Origin of the sequence: Pseudomonas bharatica CSV86, assembly GCF_000319305.2 — a bacterium.
GTDB classification, from domain to species: Bacteria; Pseudomonadota; Gammaproteobacteria; order Pseudomonadales; family Pseudomonadaceae; genus Aquipseudomonas; species Aquipseudomonas bharatica.
Genome location: NZ_AMWJ02000001.1, coordinates 1,436,598 through 1,460,000 on the forward strand (window position 1 = coordinate 1,436,598; position 23,403 = coordinate 1,460,000).

General features: G+C 62.5%; 21 protein-coding genes and 3 pseudogenes (1 of these 24 cut by a window edge). 11 read left to right on the forward strand and 13 right to left on the reverse strand.

The genetic code is table 11. From position 1 onward, the window contains the following. Positions 1 to 3: 3 nt before the first annotated feature. The 6 genes and pseudogenes from CSV86_RS06310 (at position 4) to CSV86_RS06335 (ending at position 5,873) form a co-directional block, all read left to right on the forward strand. Complete coding sequence (locus CSV86_RS06310; RefSeq protein WP_000610830.1) at positions 4 to 1,281, forward strand: ISL3 family transposase; 1,278 nt, start codon at positions 4 to 6, stop codon at positions 1,279 to 1,281. 58 nt (positions 1,282 to 1,339) lie between these two features. Continuing rightward, a pseudogene (locus CSV86_RS06315) lies at positions 1,340 to 2,251 on the forward strand (sensor histidine kinase); the annotation flags it as partial. A 254-nt stretch (positions 2,252 to 2,505) separates the two neighbouring features. After that, the gene (locus tag CSV86_RS06320; protein WP_009394671.1) at positions 2,506 to 2,910 is read left to right on the forward strand and encodes a TraR/DksA family transcriptional regulator; all 405 of its coding nucleotides are present in this window, start codon (positions 2,506 to 2,508) and stop codon (positions 2,908 to 2,910) included. Between the two features lie 758 nt (positions 2,911 to 3,668). Continuing rightward, positions 3,669 to 4,715 (forward strand): annotated as a pseudogene (locus tag CSV86_RS06325) (methyl-accepting chemotaxis protein); the annotation flags it as partial. Positions 4,716 to 5,217: 502 nt separating this feature from the next. Next, complete coding sequence (locus CSV86_RS06330) at positions 5,218 to 5,685, forward strand: hypothetical protein (RefSeq protein ID WP_009394673.1); 468 nt, start codon at positions 5,218 to 5,220, stop codon at positions 5,683 to 5,685. Beyond that, complete coding sequence (locus tag CSV86_RS06335; protein WP_009394674.1) at positions 5,682 to 5,873, forward strand: hypothetical protein; 192 nt, start codon at positions 5,682 to 5,684, stop codon at positions 5,871 to 5,873. The genes CSV86_RS06330 and CSV86_RS06335 overlap by 4 nt, the downstream gene beginning before the upstream one ends. 6 nt (positions 5,874 to 5,879) lie before the next feature. Here CSV86_RS06335 and CSV86_RS06340 read toward each other — a convergent pair whose 3' ends face one another. The 7 genes and pseudogenes from CSV86_RS06340 to CSV86_RS06370 all read right to left on the reverse strand — a co-directional run bounded on the left by CSV86_RS06340 (position 5,880) and on the right by CSV86_RS06370 (position 13,020). Then, on the reverse strand, positions 5,880 to 6,236 hold the full coding sequence (locus tag CSV86_RS06340; protein ID WP_009394675.1) for a Na+/H+ antiporter subunit G: 357 nt from the start codon (positions 6,234 to 6,236) through the stop codon (positions 5,880 to 5,882). Continuing rightward, entirely contained in the window at positions 6,233 to 6,511 is a 279-nt protein-coding gene (locus CSV86_RS06345) for a K+/H+ antiporter subunit F (protein WP_009394676.1), read from the reverse strand. Before CSV86_RS06345 ends, CSV86_RS06340 begins: the two co-directional genes overlap by 4 nt. Next, positions 6,508 to 6,996, reverse strand: a complete 489-nt coding sequence (locus CSV86_RS06350) for a Na+/H+ antiporter subunit E (RefSeq protein ID WP_009394678.1) — start codon at positions 6,994 to 6,996, stop codon at positions 6,508 to 6,510. The genes CSV86_RS06345 and CSV86_RS06350 overlap by 4 nt, the downstream gene beginning before the upstream one ends. Beyond that, positions 6,993 to 8,677: pseudogene (locus CSV86_RS06355) on the reverse strand (monovalent cation/H+ antiporter subunit D). The gene CSV86_RS06350 and the pseudogene CSV86_RS06355 overlap by 4 nt, the downstream one beginning before the upstream one ends. Next, positions 8,674 to 9,018 carry a Na+/H+ antiporter subunit C gene (locus CSV86_RS06360; protein WP_009394682.1) on the reverse strand — a complete coding sequence of 115 codons (345 nt, stop codon included), beginning with the start codon at positions 9,016 to 9,018 and terminating at the stop codon, positions 8,674 to 8,676. Before CSV86_RS06360 ends, CSV86_RS06355 begins: the two are co-directional and overlap by 4 nt. After that, complete coding sequence (locus CSV86_RS06365; protein ID WP_009394684.1) at positions 9,018 to 11,930, reverse strand: monovalent cation/H+ antiporter subunit A; 2,913 nt, start codon at positions 11,928 to 11,930, stop codon at positions 9,018 to 9,020. The genes CSV86_RS06360 and CSV86_RS06365 overlap by 1 nt, the downstream gene beginning before the upstream one ends. A 145-nt stretch (positions 11,931 to 12,075) precedes the next feature. Beyond that, positions 12,076 to 13,020 (reverse strand): DMT family transporter, encoded by a 945-nt coding sequence (locus tag CSV86_RS06370; RefSeq protein ID WP_009394686.1) that lies wholly within the window; start codon positions 13,018 to 13,020, stop codon positions 12,076 to 12,078. Between the two features lie 128 nt (positions 13,021 to 13,148). Here CSV86_RS06370 and CSV86_RS06375 point away from each other — a divergent pair, with 128 nt between their 5' ends. Beyond that, positions 13,149 to 13,709: a helix-turn-helix domain-containing protein gene (locus CSV86_RS06375; RefSeq protein ID WP_009394687.1), complete on the forward strand. Its 561-nt coding sequence runs from the start codon at positions 13,149 to 13,151 to the stop codon at positions 13,707 to 13,709. 1 nt (position 13,710) lies between these two features. On the opposite strand, the gene CSV86_RS06380 is transcribed toward CSV86_RS06375, so the two are convergent. Continuing rightward, entirely contained in the window at positions 13,711 to 14,259 is a 549-nt protein-coding gene (locus CSV86_RS06380) for a cysteine hydrolase family protein (RefSeq protein ID WP_009394688.1), read from the reverse strand. A 107-nt stretch (positions 14,260 to 14,366) separates the two neighbouring features. Between CSV86_RS06380 and CSV86_RS06385 the strand changes: the two genes are divergently transcribed. Further along, complete coding sequence (locus CSV86_RS06385; RefSeq protein ID WP_009394689.1) at positions 14,367 to 15,365, forward strand: GlxA family transcriptional regulator; 999 nt, start codon at positions 14,367 to 14,369, stop codon at positions 15,363 to 15,365. On the opposite strand, the gene CSV86_RS06390 is transcribed toward CSV86_RS06385, so the two are convergent. Beyond that, on the reverse strand, positions 15,344 to 16,114 hold the full coding sequence (locus CSV86_RS06390; protein ID WP_009394690.1) for an alpha/beta hydrolase family protein: 771 nt from the start codon (positions 16,112 to 16,114) through the stop codon (positions 15,344 to 15,346). The two genes, CSV86_RS06385 and CSV86_RS06390, sit on opposite strands and share 22 nt — an antisense overlap. After that, on the reverse strand, positions 16,101 to 17,204 hold the full coding sequence (locus CSV86_RS06395) for a DUF3182 family protein (protein ID WP_009394691.1): 1,104 nt from the start codon (positions 17,202 to 17,204) through the stop codon (positions 16,101 to 16,103). Before CSV86_RS06395 ends, CSV86_RS06390 begins: the two co-directional genes overlap by 14 nt. A gap of 205 nt (positions 17,205 to 17,409) precedes the next feature. On the opposite strand from CSV86_RS06395, the gene CSV86_RS06400 reads away from it, so the two are divergent. Further along, the gene (locus CSV86_RS06400) at positions 17,410 to 18,570 is read left to right on the forward strand and encodes an aminotransferase class V-fold PLP-dependent enzyme (RefSeq protein WP_009394693.1); all 1,161 of its coding nucleotides are present in this window, start codon (positions 17,410 to 17,412) and stop codon (positions 18,568 to 18,570) included. 57 nt (positions 18,571 to 18,627) lie between these two features. Then, on the forward strand, positions 18,628 to 20,439 hold the full coding sequence (locus CSV86_RS06405) for an aminopeptidase P family protein (protein ID WP_009394695.1): 1,812 nt from the start codon (positions 18,628 to 18,630) through the stop codon (positions 20,437 to 20,439). 43 nt (positions 20,440 to 20,482) lie between these two features. Here the strand turns inward: CSV86_RS06405 and CSV86_RS06410 are convergent, their stop codons facing one another. The 3 genes from CSV86_RS06410 to CSV86_RS06420 form a co-directional block, all read right to left on the reverse strand. Beyond that, positions 20,483 to 20,764, reverse strand: coding sequence for a hypothetical protein (locus CSV86_RS06410; RefSeq protein WP_009394697.1), 282 nt, complete (start codon positions 20,762 to 20,764; stop codon positions 20,483 to 20,485). 150 nt (positions 20,765 to 20,914) lie between these two features. Beyond that, complete coding sequence (locus CSV86_RS06415; protein WP_000610830.1) at positions 20,915 to 22,192, reverse strand: ISL3 family transposase; 1,278 nt, start codon at positions 22,190 to 22,192, stop codon at positions 20,915 to 20,917. A 12-nt stretch (positions 22,193 to 22,204) separates the two neighbouring features. Beyond that, on the reverse strand, positions 22,205 to 23,209 hold the full coding sequence (locus tag CSV86_RS06420) for a permease (protein WP_040363373.1): 1,005 nt from the start codon (positions 23,207 to 23,209) through the stop codon (positions 22,205 to 22,207). Positions 23,210 to 23,350: 141 nt separating this feature from the next. On the opposite strand from CSV86_RS06420, the gene CSV86_RS06425 reads away from it, so the two are divergent. Further along, on the forward strand, positions 23,351 to 23,403 hold the beginning of the coding sequence (locus CSV86_RS06425) for an ArsR/SmtB family transcription factor (protein WP_000349485.1). Its footprint extends 262 nt past the window's final position; 53 of the gene's 315 nt are visible here — the first part of the coding sequence; it begins with the start codon at positions 23,351 to 23,353; its stop codon lies off the right edge, out of view.

Genomic DNA, 23,403 nt, shown 5'->3' on the forward strand with positions numbered 1-23,403 from the left:
GAGATGATTAATTCGTTAAGCCTTCCTGGGTACCAGTTGGTGGATTCTGATGAGCAGAATGAAGACATACATTTTCGGCTTGAAGCACCTACACCAGTAGCCTGCGAGGGGTGCGGCGTGCAGGGTGAGTTCGTGCGGTTCGGCAAGCGTGACGTTCCCTATCGTGATCTGCCCATCCACGGCAAGCGGGTCACTCTCTGGGTGGTCCGCCGCCGATACACCTGCCGGGCCTGCAAGACAACATTCAGGCCCCAGCTACCGGAGATGGTGGACGGATTCCGTATGACACTGCGGCTGCATGAGTACGTGGAGAAGGAATCCTTCAACCACCCCTACACCTTTGTGGCGGCACAGACCGGCCTGGACGAGAAGACGGTGCGCGACATCTTCAACGCCCGCGCCGAGTTCCTGGGGCGCTGGCACCGCTTCGAGACGCCCCGCATCCTGGGCATTGACGAGCTATACCTGAACAAGCGCTACCGCTGCATTCTGACCAACATTGAGGAGCGAACCCTGCTCGACCTGCTGGCCACCCGCCGCCAGGACGTGGTGACCAACTACCTGATGAAGCTGAAAGACCGGCAGAAGGTCGAGATCGTCAGCATGGACATGTGGAACCCCTACCGGGCAGCGGTCAAGGCTGTGCTGCCCCAGGCCCGTATCGTGGTCGATAAGTTCCATGTGGTGCGCATGGCCAACGATGCCCTAGAGAGAGTGCGCAAGGGCCTCAGAAAGGAGCTGAAACCGTCCCAGAGCCGGACTCTCAAGGGAGACCGGAAAATCCTGCTGAAACGCGCTCACGAAGTCTCAGACCGGGAGCGCCTCATCATGGAGACCTGGACAGGCGCGTTCCCGCAACTGCTGGCCGCCTACGAGCACAAGGAGCGCTTCTACGGCATCTGGGACGCCACCACACGGCTCCAGGCAGAAGCCGCCCTGGACGAGTGGATAGCCACCATCCCGAAGGGCCAAAAGGAAGTCTGGAGCGATCTGGTCAGGGCAGTGGGAAACTGGCGCGAAGAGACCATGACCTACTTCGAGACGGACATGCCCGTCACCAACGCTTACACGGAGTCCATCAACCGACTGGCCAAGGACAAGAACCGTGAAGGGCGCGGTTACTCCTTCGAGGTGATGCGGGCACGAATGCTCTACACCACGAAGCACAAGAAGAAGGCACCGACTGCGAAGGTCTCTCCTTTCTACAAGAAAACCATCGGTTACGGACTGCCGGACTTCGCAGAGGAACTCAACTACGGAGTCGATCTATCAACCATCTGATAATGGTATCAGGTTGGTGGGGTAAAGGTGCCCCATCAACCATTAAATCCGTATACCCGATATTTCTCGCCTCGACCAGGCGGCAATCAAGCCTGACCTGGATCTGTACCACCTCGACGAACTGCTCGGCCCCCTGGCTTCCGAGTTCCAGCCGGTGGCCGAAGCGGCCGGGCTGGCCCTGCGGGTACGCAGTGGTGCCTGGATGATCCGCAGTGACATCCGCCTGCTGACACGGATCCTGCGCAACTTCCTCAGCAATGCCTGCCGCTATACCGAGCGGGGCGGCATCCTCCTTGGCGCCCGGCGGCGTGGCCAGGTGCTGCGCCTGGAAGTGTGGGACAGCGGCCGGGGCATCGCCGCTGACCGCCTGGAGTCGATCTTTCTCGAATTCAACCAGCTTGACGTCGGCCGTGCCGCCGACCGCAAGGGCGTCGGCCTGGGGCTGGCGATCGTCGAGCGCATCGCACGCATCCTCGACTGCCAGGTACGGGTGCGTTCCTGGCCGGGGCGCGGTTCGGTGTTCAGCATCGATGTGCCGTTATCGCGGGAAGCCCCGCGTCCCGTGGTCGCACCCGGGGTACCATCGCCCGCCCTGGGCGATCCGCTGCCGGGTCGCCGCCTGCTGGTACTGGACAACGAGACCGCCATCCTCGAGAGCATGGCCGCGCTGCTCGGCCAATGGGGCTGCGAAGTGCTCACCGCCACCGACCGTGAGACAGCCTTGCAGGTGTTGCAGGGCAGGGCGCCGGAGCTGGTCCTGGCAGACTTCCACCTGGATCATGGTGTAACCGGATGTGAAGTCGTACGTGACCTGCGCAAGCACTTCGGCGTGGCGATCGCCGCGGTGATGATCACCGCCGACCGCAGCGACCAGAGCCGTCGGGCCATGCAGCGGCTTGGCGCGCCGCTGCTGAACAAACCGGTGAAACCGGGCAAGCTGCGCGCGGTGCTCAGTCAATTGCTCGGATAAGCGGGCGTTGCCGTGCTTCACGCACGCCCGGATTTTTTGCTATAAACGCTGCCCCCGCACCATGCTTGCGAGGGATAAGGGGCTTTTCGGACAAAACCGCAGTCATTTCTGTTGCCCGGCATGAGGCTCGGCCTTAGACTGCCGCCCCCATGAACTGAGTGCCGACTGGTGCTTGAAGAATTCCGCTGCTGGCGATGCGTTCGCCGCGGCACCCGATTCGTCTAAATGCACGTACATTTTTATTAGAGATATCAATGACAAAGGAAAAGTTGCTGGCCATGCCGGCCGATGACTACATGAACGCCGAGCAATTGGCCTTCTTCGCCGATCTGCTCAAGCAGATGAAAGTGGAGACCCAGGAGCGCATCGAGCAGAGCCGTGTAACCATCGAAAGCCTGGACTCGCCTGCCGATCCTGCCGATGCCGCCTCGGTCGAAGAAGAGCGTCACTGGCTGGTCAACGCCATCGAGCGTGACCAGCGCCTGCTGCCGCAGCTGGAAATGGCCCTGGGCCGTATCGCCGACGACAGCTTCGGCTGGTGCGACGACAGCGGCGAGCCGATCGGCCTCAAGCGCCTGCTGATCAGCCCGACCACCAAGTACTGCATCGAGGCGCAGGAGCGTCACGAGCAACTGGACAAGCATCTGCGCCAGATCTGATCGACACGTCTGGTCGACCTTGCATACCAAAGCCCCGGGCCACGCACCCGGGGCTTTCGTTTTCGCGCGGGCGAAAAGCGGCGGGCAGTTGTCCTGTATCAAGGCCGGATCGGGTTACGCCCAAGGAAGCATGGCTAATGGCGTTGTAGTGGCGTTTAATGACGCAACAATAACAACGGGGAGCCATAGTCATGATGCGAGAAGGATCTCTACCCGCCGCGCTGGCACCAGCAGAACCCTCGGCCCGGGGTGCCCGTGGCTGGTCCGGTTTGGTGCTGCAAAGCCTGGTATTGGTGGTGGTGCTGGCGGCCATGGCATTCGCCGGCATTTCGTTCTGGTTCTGCCTGCCGCTGGCCTTGCTGGTGTTGTGGCTGCCGCACCTGCGCAGCCGGCCGCAGCCGGCTCAGGTGGCCGTGCACGACCCGCTCACCGAACTGACCCGCGACCTGGCCCAGGTCACTAGTCATAACGCGCTGTCGGCGGCCGGCGTGTCCTATTCGGTCAGGCAACTGGCGGACAAGCTGCAATCGCAGTTGTCTTCCGCGGCACAGATCGTCAATAGCGCCGAAGTCATGATCGGCACCGAGAAAGTCACTTCCCAGCTCAGTCGCGAGGCGCTGGTGGCCGCCCAGCAAGCCCATGAAAGCAGCGCCGCGGGGCGCCTGGTGCTGGCCGATTCGATCCAGCTCATGCACCTGCTCAGTTCCCGCGCCAATGCCAGCCGCGAACTGATCGAAGCGCTGCACCAGCGCAGCGAGGATATCGCCCGGGTCACCCTGGTGATCCAGGCCATCGCCAGCCAGACCAACCTGCTTGCGCTCAATGCCGCCATCGAGGCCGCCCGTGCCGGCGAGCACGGACGCGGTTTCGCCGTGGTCGCCGATGAGGTTCGCGGCCTCGCCGGACGTACGGCCAGCGCTACCGAGGAGGTTGGGGTAATGGTCGCCGATATCCAGCAGCGCACCGCCCAGGTGGTGGAGCAGATTCGCGGGTTGTCGGATGACCTGCACAGCGGTGTTGCCCAGGTCGAGCACACCGGCGAGCAACTGGATGCCATTGCCGGGCTGGCGGCGGGTGTCGAGCAGCAGATTACCGAGATCGCCGGTGGCACCGAAACCACCCGTACCCAGCTCGACAGCCTGTTCCAGGCGGTGGAGCAGATGCGCGGCGACCTGGCCATCAGCGACCAGCAGACCCAGCGCCTGGCCCAGGCCGCCGTGCAGATGGAAGGGCAGGCGGAGAACATCAGCGAGCGCCTGGCCGAGGTCGGGCTGGATGACTATCACCAGCGGGTCTTCGACCTGGCCCTGCGTGGCGCCCGGCAGATCGCCGAGCGCTTCGAGGCGGATATCCGCGAGGGCCGGATCAGTCATGATGATCTGTTCGACCGTCAGTACCAGGTGTTGCCCGGCACCCGGCCGGCGCGTTATCGCACCCGTTTCGACCAGTACACCGACCAGGTCCTGCCGGCTATCCAGGAGCCATTGCTGCGCGAACACGAGGGCTTGATCTATGCGATCGCCTGTACCCAGCAGGGCTACGTGCCGACCCACAACAATGCCTTCAACCAGCCCCTGACCGGGGACGAGGCCACCGACACTGCGCACAACCGCAGCAAGCGCAAGTTCGACGACCGCACCGGTATTCGTTGCGGGAGCCATCAGCAGCGCCTGCTGTTGCAAACCTACACCCGGGACACCGGCGAGCTGATGCACGACCTGTCGGTACCGATCAAGGTCGATGGCCGGCATTGGGGCGGGCTGCGGCTGGGGTATCGACCGGAGAAGATGCCGGGAACTCGGTAGTCTTGAGGGCCCTATCGCTGGCAAGCCAGCTCCCACAGTGTCTGCGGCGACACTGAACCCTGTGGGAGCTGGCTTGCCAGCGATGAGGCCCTCAAGAACACCACATTAATCCGCTCCTGTAACAACCCCAATAACAGAAATTTCTCACCTGCAAACAGCACACACCCCTCGACGGGTTTCCGTGTTTTCGTGCATATTCGCTTCCCTGTGCGGTAAGCCATTCGCTTTCCGACGCTACGAGGCGATCTTCAATCGATCGCCTTGCACCGCGAAGGAGCGGTGAAACACGGAATTTTCACCGCGCGATGTCGGTCAGACGTTCGCTATCAAGCCGTATCCGGCATGGGAAAGTGTGATTTCCCACAAGGTGCGACGCCTCCGGGCCGCTACTTATTGGCGCCAACTCATTAGTCTTTCGAACTTCGAATTAATGAAGTACGGCATGCCCGTGGGAGCTTTTCTTCACGGGTGTCAGTGTGATCTCGGTTTTGAGGAATTTTCTTTGGCAGTCACCAATCTGGATATGCACGCCCTGTTCGTGCTGGGAGATCTTCGCGGCAAACTGGTCAAGCAATTCCAGTCGCCGTTCGTTTACATCACCGAGCAAAGCCCCGATGGCCTGTACATGGCCGAGGTCGAGACCGCCGACGCGCTGGTGGTCGATGACAAGCAGCGCCTGGAGCTGAAGGTCGGTGACCACTTCCGCGCCGCCGTCCTGCCAAGCCGCGAAGGCGGCAAGCTGGAAATCCGCTTCCGCGACATCAAGCAGACCATCTATGGCCTGGGCGAATATGCCTTCGTCAGCGTTCCGGAGGGCGAGGGTATCGTCTTCCGTGAAGGGCGTGCGGTCATGATGGTATTCGCGGCCCACGCGCGCATCAGCGAAGGGCTGTCCAAGACCCTCAAGGCGGCCACGGCCAAGGTTGCCAAGTGGCGTAAGGGCGAGCTGACCTTCAAGGCCAGCGAGTGAGTCGCCGCGAGTTCCATGAGCGCCATCAGGCTCGCGCTGAAGATCAGGCGCGGCAGTGGCTGGCGCGGCGTGAGGAATTGCAGGGGCAGTGGCTGACCTGGGTCGCCGGGCAGCTTTACCAGCTCGAGCCCGCGCAATACGCGGCGATGGTCAGGCGCGAGCTGCAGCGCCTGAGCGACGAACAGTGACGGGCTTCACTCCTGCTCGCGGCTGCTGACCTCGCCGGGTACGTCCTCGCCGGCCATGCGCTTGCGAAACAGCGCGGTGCGGGCCAGCAGGAGCGTGGTCACCGGCACGGTGATCGATAGCAGGATCGGAATCAGCCAGGCATGCAGCACCGGCGTTTCCTTCAGCGCGGAAAAATACAGGATCGAGGCCAGCGCTACGCACCAGGCACCGAGGGTCGAAGCCAGGGCAGGCGGGTGCATGCGCTGGAAGAAATCCTTCAGGCGCAGGATGCCGATGGCCCCGGTCAGAGCAAACAGGCTGCTGGTCAGGATCAGTGCGGCTACCACGATTTCCAGCCAGAACGGCAATACCGGAGCGGTCATTCGATCACCTCGCCGCGCAGAAGGAACTTGGCCAGGGCGAACGAGCCGACGAAGCCGAACAGGGCGATCAGCAGCGCACCCTCGAAATAGGTATCGCTGGCGTAGCGGATACCCAGCACCAGCATCATCAGCATCCCCAGCATGTACAGATAGTCCAGGGCCAGCACCCGGTCCTGGGCCGAGGGGCCGCGGAACACCCGGACCAGGGTTACGGCCATGGCGATGGTGAAGATGAACAGGCTGGCGATGATGGCATTGGCGAGCAGGCCGGTCATTCGAAGATCTCCATCAACGGGCGTTCATAGGTGTGCTTGAAGTGCTCGATGAAGCGGGCCTCGTCGTCCAGGTCGAACACATGCAGCAGCAGTACGCTGCGATCCAGGGCCAGTTCGGACCACACCGTACCGGGGATCACCGTGGTGATCATCGACAGTGCTGCCAGGCCATGGGCATCGCGCAGGTCCAGGGGAATATGCACGAAGCGCGAGCGCGGTGGCTTGCGGCCCATGCGCCAGACGCTGCGGAACACGTCAAGGTTGGACACCAGCACATCCAGGCCCACCCGCAGTACCAGGCGGATCACCGCCCCCGGATTGCGGATATGCGCGCTCAACGGGCGCAAGGGCCGCATCAGCAGCGGTGCGAGGATGCCCAGGAGCAGGCCGAGGATGATGTTGCCCGGGCTGATCGAAAGGTTCAGCACCAGCCACAGGACGAACAGGGCCAGGGACAGAAGCGGGGCGGGGAGCAATCGTTTCATGGTTGAACCTGCCCGAGGCTTTCAAGGGTGGTGGGGCCCGGAATCGGCCGCGTACCGAGCACCGCTTCCACGTATACACCCGGATCCTTGAGGCTGGCGGCAGTATCCTGGGCATAGCGCATCAAGGGTTCGGCCCACAGGCTGAGCACTACGCAGAGGCTGAGCAGGGCGACGATCGGCACGCATTCGTACAGGCGCAGCAACGGCGAGGGGCGCTCCTCTGGCTTCCAGAAGCGCTGCACGCCCAGGCGTACCAGGGCGATCAGCGAGGCCATGCCGGAAAGGATCAGCAAGGCCAGCAGCGCCCAGCCGCTGGCCGGCAGCGGTGCTTCGGCCGGCACGCCCATGCCCAGGGGGTTGAACAGGGCGGTGATCAGGCTGAACTTGCCGACGAAGCCGGACAGCGGCGGCATGCCGATGATCAGCAGAGCGCAGGCGATAAAGCTGAAACCGAGGAAGGCCATGGTCCAGGGGATCACCTGGCCGACCACGGCCTTCTGCTCGTCATCGAGATTGGTGCCCTTGGGGGCTGCAGGGATTCCAGCGGCGACGGCATGGCGTCGGCATCGTCATCCAGCGGCAGCTCGTTGGCCGAACGCGAGCGTTCGATCAGCTCGGCCAGGAGGAATAGCGCGCACAGGGCCAGGGTCGAGCTGACCAGGTAGAACAGCGCCGCCGAGATCAGCGCGGTCTGGCCAAAACCGATTGCCGCCAGCAGGGTGCCGGCCGAGACCAGGATGCTCAGGCTGGCCATGCGCTCCAGGCGCTGCGCAGCAAGGATCGACACGGCCGCGCAGGCCAGGGTGGCGAGGCCGCCGTAGACCAGCCACTGTCCGCCGAAGAAGGCCGAGGCGCCGGCTTGCTCGGAGAACAACAGGGTCCACAGGCGCAGGACGGTGTAGAAGCCGACCTTGGTCATGATGGCGAACAACGCCGCCACCGGCGCGCTGGCCGAGGAGTAGGCCGGTACCAGCCAGAAGTTCAGCGGCCAGATACCGGCCTTGGCGAGGAAGGCGATGGCCAGGATCGCCGCGCCGGCATGCAGCAGGCCGCGATCGGCCTCCGGCACCTGGGGAATCTTCATCGCCAGGTCGGCCATGTTCAGGGTGCCGGTGACGCCGTAAAGCATGGCGGCGCCGATCAGGAACAGCGACGAGGCGAACAGGTTGATGGCGATGTAATGCAGGCCGGCCTTGACCCGCGAGCGCCCCGAACCGTGCAGCAGCAGACCGTAGGACGCTGCCAGCAGCACCTCGAAGAACACGAACAGGTTGAACAGGTCGCCGGTGAGGAAGGCACCGTACAGGCCCATGAGCTGGATCTGGAACAGTGCGTGGAAGCTGGCGCCGGCGCGGTCCCAGCGGGCCAGGGCGAAGAGCAGGGCACTGGTGCCGACGACGCCGGTGAGCACCAGCATCAGCGCGGCCAGGCGATCCAGCACCAGGACGATGCCGAACGGCGCCGCCCAGTTGCCCGGCAAATAGACACCGATGGAGGTGGCCTGGCCCTGGTCCCTGACCCACAGCAGCAAGGCAATGGCGATGCCCAGCCCGGTCAGGGTCGAGAGCAGGTTGATCCGCGCCTTCAGTGGCCGGCGTTTTTCCCCGAGCAACAGCAGCAGGGCTGCGGTCAGCAGCGGCAGGAGGATGGGCGCGACTATCAATTGTTGCATCCCGCTCATTCCTTGGGCTCCCGTCCGTCGACATGGTCGGTACCGGTGAAACCGCGGGACGCCAGCAGAACCACGAGGAACAGCGCGGTCATGGCGAAGCTGATGACGATGGCGGTCAGTACCAGGGCCTGGGGCAGCGGGTCGGTGTAGTTGAGCAGGTCCTGGGGCACGCCGTCCTTGATGATCGGCTCCTTGCCGATGAACAGGCTGCCCATGCTGAAGATGAACAGGTTGACCCCGTAGGACAGCAGGCACAGCCCCATGATCACCTGGTAGGTCCGTGGCCGCAGGATCAGCCAGACCCCGGAGGCGGCGAGAACGCCGATGGCGATCGCGATGACTTCTTCCATCAGGCGGCTCCCTCTGCTGTGGTGGATTTCGGTAGCGGCCGGTGCGCACGCACCGACTGGTGGGCGAGGGCGGTGAGGATCAGCAGGGTCGAGCCGACCACCACGGTGAACACCCCGACATCGAAGAACAGCGCACTGGCGATGTGCAGGTCACCCAGCAGCGGCAGGTGCAGATGTGCGGTATGGGTAGTGAGGAACGGGTAGCCGAACAGCAGCGCACCGACACCGGTCAGGACTGCGCAGAGCAGCCCGGTGCCCATCCAGCGCAAGGGCCGCAGGCTCATCTGCGCCTCGACCCATTGGGTGCCGGCAACCATGTACTGGAGGATGAACGCCACCGACATCACCAGGCCGGCAACGAAACCGCCGCCCGGCTGGTTGTGGCCGCGCATGAACAGGTACATCGACACCAGCATGGCCATCGGCAGCACCAGGCGGGCGAGTACCGCCGGGACCATCATGAAGCCCAGGGCGGTGTCCTCGGCATGTCGCGGGTTGACCAGGTCGGTGACCATGTCGGGCGCCAGCGAGCGCTGCTGTGCCGGCAACTGGATGCTCTCGCGCGGCGGACGGAAGCGTCGCAGCAGGGCGAAGACCGCCAGGGCCACGGCCACCAGCACGGTGATCTCGCCTAGGGTATCGAAGCCTCGGAAGTCCACCAGCATGACGTTGACCACGTTGGTCCCGCCGCCTTCCGGCAGGGCGCGGCTGAGATAGAAGGAGGAGATGAAGTTGGGTGTCGGACGGGTCAGCATGGCGTACGACAGCACCGCCATGCCGCCGCCCACCAGCACCGCCAGGACCAGGTCGCGCAGACGCCGCAGGCGCGCCCGCTCCTGGGAGCCGGCAAGTGGCGACACGCCCTCGATCCGCCGTGGCAGCCAGCGCAGGCCGAGGAGGATCAGCACGGTGGTGACCACTTCGACTACCAACTGGGTCAGCGCCAGGTCCGGGGCGGAGAACCAGACGAAGGTAATGCAGGTCATCAGGCCGCAGACCCCGACCATGATCAGCGCAGCGAGACGGTGGTACTTGGCCTGCCAGGCGGCACCGATGGCGCAGGCAATGGCGATCAGCCAGAGCATAACGAAAACCCCGGAGCCGGGGATCTTCGGTCGGTTGCCCCAGCTCAGGCCGTGGGCCAGCAGCGGCAGCATACCCGCCACCAGGGCGGCGAGGACCAGCATGAACAGCTGCTTCTGCAGGCGCCGGGTGGTGAAGATCCGTTCGATGCCGCGGGCGGTACGCATCAGCAGGACTTGGCCGCGTTCGAACAGGCGCTTGCCGTTGAAACGCTCGATCAGCGGCGGATAAGTGAAGCGGCCCTGCTGGAACTGGCTGCGCAGGGCCAGATAGAGCAGCACCCCGCCGCACATGGCGATAAGGCTCATGATCAGGGGCGCGTTCCAGCCGTGCCAGACCGCCAGGCTGTACTCCGGCAGCTCGCCGCCGACAACCGGCAGGGCGGCGGCGGCCAGCAGCGGACCGACCGACTGCGCCGGGAAGACGCCGACCACCAGGCAGGTCAGTACCAGCAACTCGACCGGCGCGCGCATCCAGCGCGGTGGTTCGTGTGGGGTATGCGGCAGGTCGGTGGCGGTGGGGCCGAAGAACACGTCGACGGTGAAGCGCAGCGCGTAGGCGACGCTGAAGGTTCCGGCCAGCGTGGCGATCACCGGCAGGGTGGTCTCGACCCAGGCGGTGGAGGAGATGAACACGGTCTCGGCGAAGAACATCTCCTTGGACAGGAATCCGTTCATCAAGGGCACGCCGGCCATCGAGGCGCTGGCCACCATGGCCAGGGTCGCGGTGAACGGGATCAGGCGGAACAGGCCGCTTAGCTTGCGGATATCACGGGTACCGCTTTCGTGGTCGATGATCCCCGCCGCCATGAACAGCGAAGCCTTGAAGGTCGCATGGTTGAGGATGTGGAACACCGCGGCCACCGCCGCCAGCGGGCTGTTCAGGCCCAGCAGCAAGGTGATCAGGCCGAGGTGGCTGATGGTCGAGTAGGCCAGCAGGCCCTTGAGGTCGTTCTGGAACATCGCCGCGTAGGCGCCGAGCAACAGGGTGCAGGCCCCGGCGCCGCCAACGATCCAGAACCACTCGTCGGTGCCGGACAGCACCGGCCACAGCCGCGCCAGAAGGAAGACCCCGGCCTTGACCATGGTTGCAGAGTGCAGGTAGGCGGACACCGGCGTGGGCGCTGCCATCGCGTGGGGCAGCCAGAAATGGAAGGGGAATTGCGCGCTCTTGCTCAGGGCACCGAGCAGGATCAGCGGCAGCAGCACCGGGTACAGGGCGTGGCCACGGATGACATCGTCGGCAGCCAGGACCTTGTCCAGGTCGTAGCTGCCGACCACATGGCCGAGCAGGATCACCCCGGCCAGCAGGCACAGGCCGCCGGCCCCGGTCACCATCAAGGCCATGTAGGCGCCGCGGCGGGCGTCGGCGCGATGGTGCCAGTAGCCGATCAGCAGGAAGGAGAACAGGCTGGTCAGTTCCCAGAAGAACACGATCTGGATCAGGTTGCCGGAAATCACCAGGCCGAGCATGGCGCCCATGAAGGCCAGGAAGAAGGCGAAGAAGCGCGGCACAGGGTCCTGGGGCGACATGTAGTAGCGCGCATACAGCGACACCAGGGTGCCGATGCCCATTACCAGCAGCGAGAACAGCCAGGCGAAGCCGTCCATGCGCAGAACGATGTTGAGTCCCATGCTCGGCAGCCAGAGGATCTCCTCGCGGATCACCCCGCCATCGGCGATCTGCGGGTACAGCATGGCCACCTGCACCGTGCCGATCAGGGCGACGATGCCGGCCAGCAGCGACTCCGAGTTGCGTGCGTTGTGCGGCAGCACACCGGCCACACAGCTCCCCACGAATGGCAGAAGCAGTAGAACTATCAAGGACATAGATATCTAATCTGCGGAAATTTGCAGGGAATCATACGTGCCGCTCCGGTGATCACCAACCGGCAAGCTGTCGCAGAATCCTACAAGAATTGTAAGAAAAGCTTTTTTCTTATAACAGTTTCCGCAAGACGAGCGCGCTGTTTCCCTAAATACCGGTATCAGCTTCCTTCTCGTCGGCGGCACTTGTCGCCGGTTTATCTTCCTTGCGTCCGGGCCTGAGTTCGCTCACGATCACCGCGATTACGATCAGCAAACCGCCCAGCAGTGCGAGGCCGGGCAAACGATCACCGGCGATACGTCCGACAATCCCGGCCCAGACCGGTTCCCCCGCGTAGATCAGCGTAGCGCGGGTCGGCGAAACCGACTTCTGCGCCCAGTTCATCGCGACCTGGATAATCGCGCTCATGGCGCCCAGGCCGATGGCGGCACCCAGCAACAGCCAGGAGAAGTCCGGAAGGCGCTCCTGGGTCGGCACCACAAGCATGAACGACAGGGCGGAGGCGGTAGCCAGCTGCACCACGGTGACACGGCGCACATCGACGCTGCCGGCGTAGTGGCCGATAAGGATGATTTCCGCAGCGATGGCCACGGCGCTGACCAGGGTGGCGACTTCTCCGGGGCTGAAATGCACGGCGCCGCCGCTTGGCCCGGCCAGCAGCATCAACCCGGTAAAGGCCAGGGCGATGCCGATACTTGGCATCAGGCCAGGGCGGCGGCCCAGCACCAGCCATTGCAGGATCGGTACGAAGGGCACGTAAAGCGCGGTGATGAAGGCCGACTGGCTGCTGCTGATGGTTTGCAGGCCCACGGTTTGCAAGCCGTAGCCGAGCATGATCGCGACACCGATGAGCACCCCGGCCTTTAGCTCGCGCAGGGTAAGGCCCGGCAGCGAGCGGAAGCAGAACAGTCCGACGAAGAAGGCCGCAGCAGCAAAACGCAGGCCGACGAAAAACATCGGGCCACTGACCGTCATCACCTTGTGCACGATCAGGAAAGTCCCACCCCAGAGCATGGTGATGAACACCAGCACCAGTTCCGCCTTGCTCAGGCGAAAGGTCGGGGAGGGACGTACGGAGGTAGTGGTAGTCATGGCTTGCACGCGAGAAATGAAGGCGCCGCACAGTGCGCGCGGCAAAAGTGGGCAGTATACTGCGCAAATTCTCTTCGGTGAGTACTTTTGGTGAATGCTTTCGGTGAATGCCTTAGGTGAATAGTTCAGTGGATAAAGATTCCAACCGCACCTCGGTTCTCCAGCACGTCAGCCAGAACGTGCGGCGCCTGCGGCATGTCCGCGGCTTGAGCCAGAGTGCCCTGGCCGAGAACTCCGGCGTCAGCCGACGCATGCTGGTGGCTATCGAGGCCGGGGAAAAGAACGTCAGCCTGTCGACCCTCGACCTGATCGCCGAAGCCCTGGGCGTGGCGTTCGCCGACCTGATCAAAGCCGCGGACAACCGCGACTCCAGCCGCATCAACGAACTGGCCTGGGCCGGCGAGCATGCCGGCAGCAAGGCGGTGCTGCTGGCCAGCACTCCGGCCCGGCGCGAAGTCGAGCTGTGGGAGTGGCGCCTGGAGCCCGGCGAGTTCTACAAGACCAATGCCGACCCGGAAGGCTTCAGCGAGCAGATCTTCGTGTTCGAGGGCTGCCTGACCCTTTTGATTGACGACGAGGCGCGGGCACTGGCTGCCGGCGAGTTTTTCACCTATGCCAGTAACCGCACCCACGGCTACCGCAACGATGGCGCGGTGGCCACGCGCTTCGTGCGCAACGTGGTGATCTGACTCAGGCCTCGAGCCATTGCGCGGTGGAGATCACCCGGGCGTAGGCGAAAGCCAGCGAAGCCATGTAGGCCGCGTGGGCCTGGGCTGCAGGGACGGTCACGCCATTGAACTCCAGGTCACGGGTGGCGCAGGCATCGTGCAGGACCGTGACCGTGTAGCCGAGGTCGGCGGCGGCACGCGTGGCGGCGTCGATGCACATATGGCTCATGCTGCCGACCACGGTCAGTTCGCTGATGCGGTGTTCTTCCAGCAGGCCGGGCAGCGGGGTGTCGAGAAAAGCATTGACCCTGTGCTTGAGCACTACCGGCTCATTGTCCCGGGGCGTCAGTTTCGCGTGGATCTTCGCGCCTTGCGAACCGGGAGCGAAGAAGGGCGCATCGGCGGATTCGAATTCATGCTTCACATGAATCACCAGGTCGCCCCGCGCCCGTGCCCTTTCCAGGGCTTTCGCCGCATTGTCGGCCGCAAGGTCGGCATTGGCCAGGGGCCATTTGCCACCCGGGAAGTAGTCGTTCTGGATATCGATGATGACCAGGGCTTTGCTGCTCATGTGGTTTCCTCGTGGATGACAGTGGTGGGGCCGTGGCTGATAGTTATAGGCTTGCCCGGCGCCGTTGCGGATTGGCGCGACCGACAATTTCACGGGAAAAACTGACAATGAGCCGGGACGGCGAAATCATCGAGATCGGTATCCTGGTCTATCCCGGGGCGCAGTTGGCGGCTGTGCACGGGCTGACCGATCTGTTCAGCGTGGCCAATCGCCTGGCGGCCGACCTCGGCCTTGCGCAGCGTGCGCCGCTGCGGGTCTGCCACTGGCAGGAGGATGCAGAAGGCGCACTGGTGGTGAGCCAGGACAGCCACCTGCTGCCCGATCATCAGTTGCGGGTAATGATCGTGCCGCCCAGCCTGACCCAGGAACCGACCGCTGAACTGCTCGAACGCTACCGTGGGCAGTTGCGCAGCTGGCATGGCGATGGCGCCCTGCTGGCGTCGATCTGCGTCGGGGTATTCTTCATCGCCGCCAGCGGTGTGCTGGACGGACGTTCAGCCACTACGCACTGGAACTTTGCCCAGTCCCTGGCCGAGCGCTTCCCGCAAATAAAGGTCGAGGCCAACCTGCCGCTGCTGGAAGACGGTGACGTGATCACCAGCGCCGGGTTGATGGCCTGGACCGAGGTTGGCTTGAAACTGGTGGAGCGCTACCTCGGGCCAACACTGGCCGCGGAAACCGCACGTTTTCTCGCGGTGGAACCGGTGCGGATCAAGCCAGCCGGGAGTACTTTCAGCCCGCGCCTGGATCATGGCGACGAAGCGGTGCTCAAGGTGCAGCATTGGTTGCAGAGCACCGGCGCACGGGACGTCAGCGTGGCGGTCATGGCCGATTGCGCCGGGCTCGAGGAGCGTACGTTCCTGCGCCGCTTTCGCAGCGCCACCGGACTGAAACCCACCGAGTACTGCCAGCAGGTCAGGGTGGGACGGGCCTGCCGGATGCTGGAATTCACCCGGCGCAGCATCGACCAGATCGCCTGGGGCGTGGGCTACCAGGACCCAGGCGCGTTTCGCAAGGTATTCCATAAGGTCACGGGACTGGCGCCAAGTGATTATCGGCGGCGTGTGACACAAACCGGGCGATCTCAGGAATACCAGGGCGAGTGATGCGGATAACGGTCCAGCCGCGCTCCGATTACCATTTCGCTTATCCAGGCCGTCAACAACGCACTGTAGGCCTTCTGGCTCCGGTCACTGGAGAGCGCATGATCGGCCCCGTCGACGATCCGGTGCGTCAGCGAATGGGCGCAGACGAACGCCGAGCGATAGCTCATCAAGGTAGTGTGTGGCACATAGTCATCGGTTTCCGACTCCACCAGCAGAACGTCCCCGGCAAATTCCGCGCAGGCGGCCAGGGCGCGGTTGTCGCCAGGGCCCAGGGTCATCAGCCGGTATTGCGACAGACGTTGCCGATCCAGCGCCTGCTTCGGCAGGCTCCATTCATCGTCCCAGTACAGCGCCGGAACCCGTAGCGCCAGCCATTTCACTGGTCGCTGGCGGGTCAGCAGGGTGGCCAGGTAACCACCGTAGCTGCTGCCGATCACCGCGATCGAGCTGGTATCCACCGCCGGGTGGCTGACCAGCTTGTCGTAGGCTGCCAGCAGGTCGGCCAGGTTTTGCTCGCGGGTTACGCTGCGCCGCTGGCTTTCGGTCTTCTCATGGCCGCGCAGATCAAAGGTCATGCACACGCAGCCCAGCCCGGTGATGTGCTTGGCGCGCGCCAGGTCCCGCTGCTGGCTGCCACCCCAGCCGTGCACGAAGAGAATCCCGGGGACCTTGGGGCTCGGGCTGAGCAGGGTGCCGGCAATGGTTTCGCCGTCGACGGGAATGTCCAGGCTTTCGCTATGGATGGTCATAGTCGCGGATCCTCGCGTATTTGCAGATTCGTCCGACTTCAAGGTCGTCCCCCTGATAGAAAAGCGTGGCATCGCCCGGCAGCACGGCGTCACCAAACACTTCATGAGTGGAGGCGCGGACGCGCTGTAGTGCCGGGTCATCGGCAAAGGCGCGCAGGGCCAGCAGTTCGGCGCTGCTGGCGCCACCGATGCGCCAGGATTGTTCGAGTACACCACTGCGCACATGGCCCGCGGCGGTCAGGCCGCGCGCGACGTCGTAGTTGCGGCGGGAGGCGAGAAAGCCTGGAAAGCTGGCGATAGCGGCCTGCTCATAGGCCTGCGCCTGGGTGATCGCCAGGCGCAGGGGCTGGTCCAGTTCAAGTTGCAGCAGGCGCTCGTAATCGCCGCGTACCACAACAAGGTCCGATCCGCCGTAGACCGATTCGCCCTGATGATCAAGGGTGCAATGCTGGACGCCGTAATAGCTGCTAACGATCCCGGCGACTTGTACCTGGCCGACACTGAAGGTTTCGACATCCGTCAGGTTTTCTTCGAGCACCAGCCCCCAGAGGGCAAGTTCGTCGTTGTCCAGTTGGCTCAGTTCGGGTTCCAGCTCGGCTGCACTGGTAATAACTTTCTGTCCGCGGCCGGCCGTTGCGCGCACCGGTTTGAGTCGCAAAGGCCCATCGCGCAGCAGCAGCGTGGCGGCGGCCCTGGCATCGGCGATGCTGAACACCGTGTAGCCCTTGAGCAATGCCGTACCTGCCTGACGGGCGAACTCGTCGGTCCAGCCGTTGGGATACTGTGCGCCGGCGGGCAACGGATGGGAGATGGCCTTCGTCGCCATGTACGGATGGGCTACCAGGCCACCGAAGAAATCTTCGGTCGAGCGGATGCCCAGTTGTCCGTAACGGCGAGGGTCGATCAGGGTCGCGGTGGGCAGGTAGTAGAGATCCTTTTCCTCGTCCGTGGGCGATGCAACGACTTCGGTATGCAGGAGGGCGGCCAGATGCTCGGCCAATTTACGGTGGACGGCACGCTCATGCTCTGGCGTGTGTTCCCGGGTATCGAGCAATAGCACACCGTGCTTGCGATCGGTCCGGCGGGGCATGGCGGATGCTCCAGTCAGCGTAGATATTTGTTCTGAAGCGCAGGATGGTCGAGAAGTTCACTGGGCAAAGAGCTATCAATTTTTAGGTTATATAAATATGAAAATTGATAATTATTGGTTCTATGTGGTTTGAGGCACTATCGCTGGACAGGATTCGGAAAGCACGACGCTTTCCGGGGCGACAACTGCAAGAGAGCCTTGAACCATGGAAAAACTGCCGCTGTATTTCGACTATGCCGCCACGACACCCGTCGACGAGCGAGTCATCGACGTGATGGTCAAGTGCCTGGGTGTGTCCGGTACGTTCGGCAATCCCGCTTCGAGTTCACATCGCTACGGTAAGCAAGCACGCGAAGCCGTGGAGCTGGCGCGCTTGCAGGTAGCAACGCTGATTGGCGCACGTCCCGAGCAGCTTGTGTGGACCTCCGGCGCGACCGAGTCGAACAATCTCGCTCTCAAGGGGTTGGCCCAGGGGCGGCAGGGCGGTCACATTATTACCAGTTGCATCGAGCACAAGGCGGTGCTGGATACCGCGCGGCAGTTGCAGGACGCGGGTTTCGAGGTCACTTACCTGAAGCCGGATGGCAAAGGGCTGATCACGCCGCAGGCGGTAGCCGCTGCGCTGCGCCCTGATACGTTCCTGGTGTCCCTGATGCTGGTGAACAATGAGCTCGGTACGCTCAATGATGTCGAGCGCATCGGTGAGGTGGTACGAGAGCGGGGTGCATTGCTGCATGTCGATTGCGCCCAGGCGGCGGGCAAGGTCGGGATCGATCTGGCGCGGTGGCCGGTGGACCTGGCTTCGTTTTCCGCACACAAGGTCTATGGGCCCAAGGGCATCGGTGCGCTGTATGTCGGCGAGCGGGCTCGTACGCTGCTGCAGGCGCAGATGCATGGTGGCGGTCACGAAGGCGGGCTGCGCTCCGGGACGCTGGCGACCCACCAGATCGCTGCGATGGGGGCGGCCTTTGCCCTGGCCGGTGAAGTGCAGCAAGAAGAGCTGGATCGCATCCGATGTTTGCGTGAGCGGCTTCTTACAAGGCTGCGGGATATTTCCGGCTTACTGGTAAACGGCAGCCTCGAACAGTCCATTCCCCATACCCTCAGCCTGACCTTCGGCGGCGACTCGCTGGATCTTTCCGAGCTGGCGAAAACCCTGGCATTTTCTTCCACGTCGGCCTGCAATTCCGCCAGTTCAGCGCCCTCCCATGTGTTGTTGGCATTGGGGCATGATGCCTACCTGGCAGGACAGACCATACGCTTGAGCCTGGGACGTTTCACCAGCGTGTCGGACGTTGATCAGGCTGTAGCGGCCATCCATGCAGCGCTGCATCCTGCGCCCTTCTGGGGTGTTGCCCGGGGCTGAGCCCTGCTCCATTATCAGCGGCCTGGAATACAGGCCGTAGTGATGAAAGGAGCGAGCATGAACAGTCAACCGACACCGCAGGATGCGGTCAGGGCGCGCGTAGCGCAGATGCGCCAGGTGATGCGCAACGAAGGGGTCGATGCACTGCTGGTGCCTTCTGCCGATCCCCATCTTTCCGAATACCTGCCGGGATACTGGCAAGGGCGCAAATGGCTTTCCGGATTTCAGGGGTCGGTCGGAACCCTGGTGCTGACCGCCGACTTTGCCGGGCTGTGGGCCGATAGCCGCTATTGGGAGCAGGCCACCCAGGAACTGGCGGGTACCGGGATCGAACTGGTCAAGCTGCAACCTGGCCGGCCGGGGCCGCTGGAATGGCTGGCGGACAACACCCCGGCCAACGGTGCGGTGGCCGCAGACGGCGCTGTCATGGCGTTGGCGTCGACTCGGCAGTTGCAAGAGCGCCTGCAGGCGCGCAAGGTTCGCTTGCTGCTGGACAAGGATCTGCTGGGGCAGATCTGGCCGGACCGTCCGGCGTTGCCGGCCAGCCCGGTGTATGCACATTTGCCACCTTATGCCTCGCAGGGGCGTCGCGAGAAGCTGGCCGCCTTGCGCCAGACGCTTGCCGAGCGAGGTGCCGACTGGCATTTCCTCGCCACCCTCGACGATATCGCCTGGTTGTTCAACCTGCGCGGTAGCGATGTTTCCTACAACCCGGTATTCGTTTCCTTCGCCCTGATCGGCCAGGAGGCTGCGATTCTGTTCGTCGCCCAGAGCAAGGTGGATGCGGCGCTGCGCGACACGCTTGCCGCCGATGGGGTCGAACTGCGTGATTACAGCGAAGTTGCCGCCGGTCTTGCCGGGATCGCGGCGGACAGCCGTGTGTTGCTGGATCCGGCGAAGGTCACCAGTGGTCTTCTGGCCAATCTGCGTGAGGGCGTGCGGCTGGTCGAAGGCATCAACCCTACGACTCTGGCCAAGTCGCGCAAGAGCGATGCGGACCTCGCGCATATCCGCCGAACCATGGAGCATGACGGCGCTGCGCTGTGCGAATTCTTCGCATGGCTCGAGACGGCCCTGGGACGCGAGGTGGTCACTGAAGTCGATATCGATGTGCAACTGACCGCGGCGCGTGCCCGGCGTCCGGATTTCGTCTGCCTGAGTTTTGCCACCATCGCGGCGTTCAACGCCAATGGCGCGATGCCGCATTACCATGCCACCCCGGAGGCTTTCGCACGGATCGAAGGCGATGGCCTGCTTCTGATCGACTCGGGCGGGCAGTATCTTGGCGGAACCACCGATATCACCCGCATGGTACCGATCGGTACCCCGAGCCACGAGCAGAAACTGGACTGTACCCGTGTGCTCAAGGGCATGATCGCCCTATCGCGGGCCCGGTTTCCCCGAGGCATTCCTTCACCGCTACTGGATGCGATCGCGCGCGCGCCGTTGTGGGCTGAACATATCGATTACGGGCACGGCACCGGGCACGGGGTCGGCTACTTCATGAATGTCCACGAAGGACCGCAGAGCATTGCCTATCAGGCCGCCGTGACGCCTCACACGGCGATGCAGGTCGGGATGATTACCTCGATCGAGCCCGGAACCTATCGTCCCGGGCAGTGGGGCGTGCGCATCGAGAACCTGGTGATAAACCGGGAGTCGGGCAAGAGCGCGTTTGGCGATTTCCTTGAATTCGAAACCTTGACGCTGTGTCCGATCGACACCCGTTGCCTGTTGATCGACCAGCTTGGCAGCGAGGATGCCGCGTGGCTCGACGCCTACCACGCCGAGGTTCGTCGACGTCTGGAACCGCTGCTCGACGGTGCTGCTCTGCAATGGTTGCACGAAAGAACCCGGGCTATCGGTTGATCGAAGCAAAAAGGCAAAGGGCAACCCCCGGGGTTGCCCTTTCTTATTTACAGATGACGATCATGCTGCGGCTGGTATAGCCGGCAGGGTTGATGCCGAATGGATAATCTCCCGGCTCTTCGTCGTTATCCCCGGATCTGGCAATCACCTTGTAGCCTTTCGTTCCGCAGGAGGTTTCCGCCTTGCTGTAGCACTTGTTCCAGGAAGAGGAAAGGCCGGAGCAGTTGACGTGCAGCCCTTTCTTGCCACGCTTGACCTGATCCTTCGCGGTTGCTGCGCAACCTGCGACTGCGAGGATAGCTAGTATGAGCAGAATTCGTTTCATTCCTGTCCTTAACGCTGCGCGGGTCTGTGCCCGTGTTCGTTCCAGTTGCACCTTCCTGATGCTCGTTCGTCCCTGCGTCGAGTAAAAAATTCGGGTATACGGATTTAATGGTTGATGGGGCACCTTTACCCCACCAACCTGATACCATTATCAGATGGTTGATAGATCGACTCCGTAGTTGAGTTCCTCTGCGAAGTCCGGCAGTCCGTAACCGATGGTTTTCTTGTAGAAAGGAGAGACCTTCGCAGTCGGTGCCTTCTTCTTGTGCTTCGTGGTGTAGAGCATTCGTGCCCGCATCACCTCGAAGGAGTAACCGCGCCCTTCACGGTTCTTGTCCTTGGCCAGTCGGTTGATGGACTCCGTGTAAGCGTTGGTGACGGGCATGTCCGTCTCGAAGTAGGTCATGGTCTCTTCGCGCCAGTTTCCCACTGCCCTGACCAGATCGCTCCAGACTTCCTTTTGGCCCTTCGGGATGGTGGCTATCCACTCGTCCAGGGCGGCTTCTGCCTGGAGCCGTGTGGTGGCGTCCCAGATGCCGTAGAAGCGCTCCTTGTGCTCGTAGGCGGCCAGCAGTTGCGGGAACGCGCCTGTCCAGGTCTCCATGATGAGGCGCTCCCGGTCTGAGACTTCGTGAGCGCGTTTCAGCAGGATTTTCCGGTCTCCCTTGAGAGTCCGGCTCTGGGACGGTTTCAGCTCCTTTCTGAGGCCCTTGCGCACTCTCTCTAGGGCATCGTTGGCCATGCGCACCACATGGAACTTATCGACCACGATACGGGCCTGGGGCAGCACAGCCTTGACCGCTGCCCGGTAGGGGTTCCACATGTCCATGCTGACGATCTCGACCTTCTGCCGGTCTTTCAGCTTCATCAGGTAGTTGGTCACCACGTCCTGGCGGCGGGTGGCCAGCAGGTCGAGCAGGGTTCGCTCCTCAATGTTGGTCAGAATGCAGCGGTAGCGCTTGTTCAGGTATAGCTCGTCAATGCCCAGGATGCGGGGCGTCTCGAAGCGGTGCCAGCGCCCCAGGAACTCGGCGCGGGCGTTGAAGATGTCGCGCACCGTCTTCTCGTCCAGGCCGGTCTGTGCCGCCACAAAGGTGTAGGGGTGGTTGAAGGATTCCTTCTCCACGTACTCATGCAGCCGCAGTGTCATACGGAATCCGTCCACCATCTCCGGTAGCTGGGGCCTGAATGTTGTCTTGCAGGCCCGGCAGGTGTATCGGCGGCGGACCACCCAGAGAGTGACCCGCTTGCCGTGGATGGGCAGATCACGATAGGGAACGTCACGCTTGCCGAACCGCACGAACTCACCCTGCACGCCGCACCCCTCGCAGGCTACTGGTGTAGGTGCTTCAAGCCGAAAATGTATGTCTTCATTCTGCTCATCAGAATCCACCAACTGGTACCCAGGAAGGCTTAACGAATTAATCATCTCCCGCCTTGATCAGAAAAACAGGTAGGTGGCGTAACCGGCAATCATCGCCATAGCAAAAATGACTGCTAAAAACGCCGCTAAAAGCTTCAGCGTGAACAAAGAGCGCAACAGAATGAGCTCAGTCAGGCTGGCTCCGGCACTGCCGATGATCAACGCTAGCACCGTCCCGGCACCCACGCCTTTGGCCATCAGAGCCGCTGCCAGAGGTATGACGGCTTCAGCGCGAATATACAACGGCACGCCGATGACAGCGGCAACTGGAATGGCAAAGGGATTATCTGGGCCTGCATACTGCTCCAATAAGTCAGTGGGCATGAAACCATAGATCACGCTGCCAATCGCAATACCGATGAGCAGGTAAGGCAACACATCGATAAAGTCCGACCAAGCTTCCCGCCACACACCACTGTACTTCCCTTCTTTCTTAACCGTGACAGTGGGTTGACTGTCACAGCATTCGCTAGACGTAGAGACTGTTGTCTTCCTATCAGCCCCGCAAGAAGCCGTCTTCGGAGTGGTGTCGCAGCTGTTGGTGCCGCAACTCGATGCGGTCGATGTAGCACTGCACGGGCTTGCTGATGAACTACATCCACTGCTCTCTTGTGTCGCCGTCCGGCGCACATAACGCTCGAAGCCAAGCGTGTGAAGCAGCCATCCGGCACCTACCGCGACCACCAAAGCGGCGAGCACATAGATAGCAGTAAGTGTCCATCCAAACGTGGCAACCAGCAGGCCGACGACGATAGGATTCAGCAACGGAGATGAGAAAAGAAACACCATCATCGGCCCAAAACCGGCCCGTGCCCGAATCAACCCTTTCAACATGGGGATAGTCGAGCAACTACAGAAGGGCGTTATAGCTCCTAAACCAGCAGCAAGAAAATAGCCTCGCTTCCCACTGGAAGTCAGTAACGCTTCCACCTTGGATGGTGGGATGTGACGTTGAAGAACTCCGACCAGCAAGCTAATGCCAATGAATAAAACCGATAGCTCGATAGCGAGAAAGGCGAACATGCCTAGAGCGTCTTGGAGTTGAGATGACATTCAATATTACTCCTATATTTCTAGTATTGTCGAAATGATGTACGCAGCCTACTTGCGTTTATCCGACCTGTCAACTATAATTCTAGAAACATCGAATTATTGGGGCGTGCTATGGATCACGAAAAGGTTGCAGCCAGCTTAGCTGAGCTAGGGAATAGTCACCG